Origin of the sequence: uncultured Traorella sp. (assembly GCF_944327115.1) — a bacterium.
Taxonomy (GTDB): Bacteria; Bacillota_I; Bacilli_A; order Erysipelotrichales; family Erysipelotrichaceae; genus Traorella.
On the sequence record NZ_CALVGS010000117.1, the window covers coordinates 1 to 4,398 of the forward strand.

General features: G+C 37.8%; 5 protein-coding genes. All 5 read left to right on the forward strand.

Features of this window, described 5'->3' with window-relative positions:
• Positions 1-433: ATP-binding cassette domain-containing protein (locus Q0K35_RS10080; RefSeq protein WP_294562731.1), on the forward strand; the 433-nt coding region annotated here is incomplete at its 5' end.
• On the forward strand, positions 430-1,788 hold the full coding sequence (locus tag Q0K35_RS10085; RefSeq protein ID WP_294562732.1) for an ABC transporter permease: 1,359 nt from the start codon (positions 430-432) through the stop codon (positions 1,786-1,788). The genes Q0K35_RS10080 and Q0K35_RS10085, both read left to right, overlap by 4 nt.
• A 65-nt stretch (positions 1,789-1,853) precedes the next feature.
• Positions 1,854-2,060, forward strand: coding sequence for a DUF4177 domain-containing protein (locus Q0K35_RS10090; RefSeq protein ID WP_294562734.1), 207 nt, complete (start codon positions 1,854-1,856; stop codon positions 2,058-2,060).
• Between the two features lie 360 nt (positions 2,061-2,420).
• A complete protein-coding gene (locus Q0K35_RS10095) occupies positions 2,421-3,038 on the forward strand; it encodes an L-threonylcarbamoyladenylate synthase (RefSeq protein ID WP_294562735.1) in 618 nt (205 codons plus the stop codon).
• The gene (gene glyA / locus Q0K35_RS10100) at positions 3,035-4,261 is read left to right on the forward strand and encodes a serine hydroxymethyltransferase (RefSeq protein ID WP_294562736.1); all 1,227 of its coding nucleotides are present in this window, start codon (positions 3,035-3,037) and stop codon (positions 4,259-4,261) included. Before Q0K35_RS10095 ends, glyA begins: the two co-directional genes overlap by 4 nt.
• Positions 4,262-4,398: the final 137 nt, after the last annotated feature.

Below are 4,398 nucleotides of genomic sequence, written 5' to 3' on the forward strand. Positions count from 1 at the left end.
TATCGGAATCGTGTTTCAGAGCTATAATCTGATACCTTATATGAATGCCTTAGAAAATGTGATGGTGGCGATGTCGATCAGCGATCATCACTGGGAAGGAAATATGAAAGAAAGAGCGTTGGAGATACTGGAAAGTGTCGGGATCGATGGCAGCAAGGCAACAAGAAGGATCAACCGGTTAAGCGGAGGGGAGCAGCAGCGAGTAGCGATCGCACGGGCGATTTCCACAGATGCGAAGGTGATCCTGGCAGATGAGCCGACAGGAAACCTGGATGGGAAGACGAGCGAAACGATCATTGAAATCTTTAAGGAGCTGGCACATGAACAGGAGAAGTGTGTGATCATGGTGACACATTCAGAGAAGATAGCTGGTGAGAGTGATATCGTATTGAAGCTGAATACCGATATTCAAAATTTTGAGGTCATTGAATGAAAGTATTAAAACGCGCATTTCTTTATCTGTCACGAAAAAAAAGTCACACAGTCGTTTTGTTCTTGATCATATTTATTCTTGGCAATATATATGGTCTGGCTATCTCTTTAAAACAAGTTTCATCAGTGCTTGCATATGAGATGAAAAGTCAGTTGGGTTCAACGGCTACCTATATAAATGAAGCAGTTAATGATGCCGGTTTTTCAATGGATACTCAACAGGATTGGGAGTGTTTTAAGCGATATGAGAGAATCGTTCATAAATTGATCAATAGCACATATGTTTCATATGGAAATTATTCTTATATGTTGCTGCTAGATGACAGAGATGGACAGGTTCGTTATGGTTATGGTGTGAGTCATGCGCCTATGGCGGATGTAAAAGAGAATATTATTCGTATCATTGAGGGAAGAGAGTTTACAGAAGAAGAATTAGAGAATGGGGAAAGGGTTGTTATCGTATCAAATGATTTTAGAGTGAATGGTCAAGAAATTCATGCGGGTGATACGATCCATATGAAATTAGTATTTGATAAAAATATATGTGATGAGAATGATCAATGTGAGAGCGTAGTTGTTTATGATGAAGAGTATTCATTAAAAGTTATAGGTATATTTGAGAAAATAGATAAGGCTTTTGATCATGTAAATGTTGGTTTTTCTGATGTTCCAGGAAGAATGTACATCCCTAATCAAACATTATGGGATCTATTTGTGCGAAGACATCAGCTGATACAGGAATTAAATGTTTTTGAAGTAGAACAGATGGCAATTGATGTGCCCATCATTCGCTTGAAAAGCAGTGATGATCTTGAAGCATTTAAACAAGAAGCTGAAACTGTCATTGCATCTGAACAAGTGGAGAATTCGCTGATGCAGCAACCAAAGGAACAGTTTCTCATTTCAGATGATGACTATCTTTCTGTGGCTGAGCCGATCAGGATATTGAATCATTTCGGAAATTATCTTTGTATAGGGGGTATCATTGCTTTCTCGATCATCTTGTGCATCGTCATGATCAATGTGTTACAAGAGAGAATACATGAAATCGGTATCTATTTGGTACTTGGAGAAAAAAAGAGAAATATTTTGATTCAATTATTTTGTGAACTTTTGCTTGTGACTGTTTTGAGCGTATCCTGTTCATTGGTAAGCTCTAAAAAGGCAGGAGAAAGAGTAATTCATTCTTTTTTGGATTATCAAAGTCAAATGGATGTATCGTATGAGATATCGATCGATCATGAATATATTCTTTCTATTTATGGGCTGAGCGTATGTACGATCGTTGTAGCAATGCTTTATCCTTTTCATGTTATCATTACATATGATCCGAAAGATATATTGATGAAAAAATAATAGATATCGTAAGATGGAGAGGAGAGTAAATATGTTATAATATTTACAAAGAGGAGGATCAAATAATGAAAAAGCTTATGTTTGTCCGGGTTAAATCAGAATTATGTGGATATGGTTTTGAAAAAGGAACGAGGTATAAGTTCAAAGATGTAGAAAAGATCATTCAGGAACGAATGGAGGATGGCTGGTCATATAAGGGTTATATACCTTTAGAAACAAGAGGAACGGGTGATATTGAAACGATGTCGCTTATTTTTGAAAAGGATGAGTAAAAAAAGGCCGGGAGGCGATTATCGCTATCTTGGCTTTTATGCTTGAATAATAAAGACATATCATTTAAATCATATGGAGGATGCGGTTCTATAAAATGAATGTTTGTTTCATCATTGATACTATCCTAAATAATAGGACATGAGAAGAAATCATAAAATTCGTATTAAACGAAACAGTGACTGGCATGAAAGTACAATCATAGATGTGGGCGAAGTAATGATGAAAGTAAAAATATAGTGTTTTGTAAATGATTTTTGATATCGTGATTGCGCAAAAGAGGAAATATCAGTATTTGATAAAAGAAAAATGAAAATCATATAAACGATGAATCTTCTTTTTATTTGTGATACACTAGAAACATGGAAACAAAAATTATAGAAAGAAAAGAAATTGAACAGGCAATAGAATGTCTAAAGATGGGTGGCGTTGTGGCTTTTCCTACGGATACCGTTTATGGACTGGGTGTTATTTATGATGAATTGGAGGCTTTAGAAAGATTGAAGCTCAGTAAAGGACGTCCTGAAGAAAAGCCGATTCCGATGATGATTGGAAGTAAAGAACAGTTAGAAACGGTTGCATTTACTAATGAAAAGGTAGAGAGGCTGATTGAAGCTTTTATGCCAGGAGGATTTACAATTATTTTAAAGAAAAAAGCATGTGTGGATGATGAGGTTACAAACGGATTTGATACGATTGCTCTTAGAATGCCGGATGATGCATTCATTTTAGAGATGATCAGACGTATTGGCAAGCCTCTGTTGGTGACAAGTGCGAATTTATCCGGACAGCCGACAGGTGTTTATTTTGATGATGTGAAGAAAGATTTTGATGGTCGAATTGATATGATCGTCAAAGGTGAATGTAAAGGAAGCGTTTCGTCAACGATCGTCGATGCGACAGGTGATGAATTGAAAATTGTTCGTCAAGGACCGATCGATCAGGAAGATATCATCAAAGAATGGGAGGGAAGAAAGTGAAGGATCAGCAGATAAGAGAAGCGATCATAAAAGAAGAACAGCGTCAATTGCATAATATTGAGTGTATTGCTTCTGAAAACTATGTTTCAAATGATGTCTTGGAAGCAGTAGGAAGCGTATTGACAAATAAGTATGCGGAAGGATATCCTCATCGACGTTATTATGGCGGCTGTCAATATGTGGATGAGGTCGAAGAGATTGCCCGTCAGCGTTTATGTGAGCTGTTTGGTGCAGAGCATGCGAATGTACAGCCGCATTCAGGAAGTCAGGCCAATATGGCAGTATATTTTACTGTTTTAGAGCCAAATGATACGGTGCTGGGCATGGACCTTTCAAGCGGAGGACATCTTACCCACGGCCATCCTTTGAACTTCTCGGGTACTTTATATCATTTTGTAAGCTATGGTGTAAACAAGGAAACAGAGATGATTGATTATGATGAGGTGCTGGAAATCGCAAAGAAGGAAAAGCCAAAACTGATCGTGGCAGGGGCCAGTGCTTATTCAAGGATCATCGATTTTAAGAAGTTTAGAGAAATCGCTGATGAGGTTGGCGCATATTTAATGGTCGATATGGCTCATATTGCAGGACTGGTAGCGGCAGGCTTGCATCCTTCACCGGTTCCATACAGTGATTTTGTAACAAGTACGACTCATAAAACATTGCGTGGTCCTCGTGGTGGTGTCATCTTATGTAAAGAAAAGTATGCTAGGGAATTGGATAAACATTTATTCCCGGGCATTCAGGGTGGACCATTGATGCATGTAATTGCCGGTAAGGCCGTATGTTTTGGTGAAGCACTGCAGCCGTCATTTAAGGAATATGCGAAACAAATCATCAGCAACTGTCAGGCATTGTGTGAAACACTAAAAGAAGAAGGGTTCAGAATCGTGAGTGGCGGCAGTGATAATCATCTTCTTTTAGTTGATGTCATGTCTTCATTCAATGTTACCGGCAAAGAGGCGGAAAAGTTGTTAGATAGTGTATGTATTACCTGCAACAAAAATACGATTCCTTTTGATACACAGAAACCATTTGTAACGAGCGGGATTCGTTTAGGAAGTGCGGCCATGACGACACGTGGATTCAAAGAAGCAGAATTCAGACAATTAGGGCATTGGATCGGAAGAGCAATCAAACATAAAGATGATCTTGAAGAATTATCAAAAATCAAACAAGAAGTGCTTGAATGTACAGAGAAATATCCGATTCGTTTTGAATAATAAAAAAAAGGGTAATTTAAACTAGTGAGTGGTTTAAAGAAATTACGCTTTAAACTAATGAGTGGTTTATAAAGAAGAGAAACAGATGATATAAAGGATGTGAAACCTCGATATCATCTGTTTTTTTTGTGCCGAGA

What these genes read in the sequence shown, in the direction of transcription:
- Q0K35_RS10085 (WP_294562732.1), top strand. Translation starts at nt 430, where the DNA reads ATGAAAGTATTAAAACGCGCATTTCTTTATCTGTCACGAAAAAAAAGT.
- Q0K35_RS10090 (WP_294562734.1), top strand. Translation starts at nt 1,854, where the DNA reads ATGAAAAAGCTTATGTTTGTCCGGGTTAAATCAGAATTATGTGGATAT.
- Q0K35_RS10095 (WP_294562735.1), top strand. Translation starts at nt 2,421, where the DNA reads ATGGAAACAAAAATTATAGAAAGAAAAGAAATTGAACAGGCAATAGAA.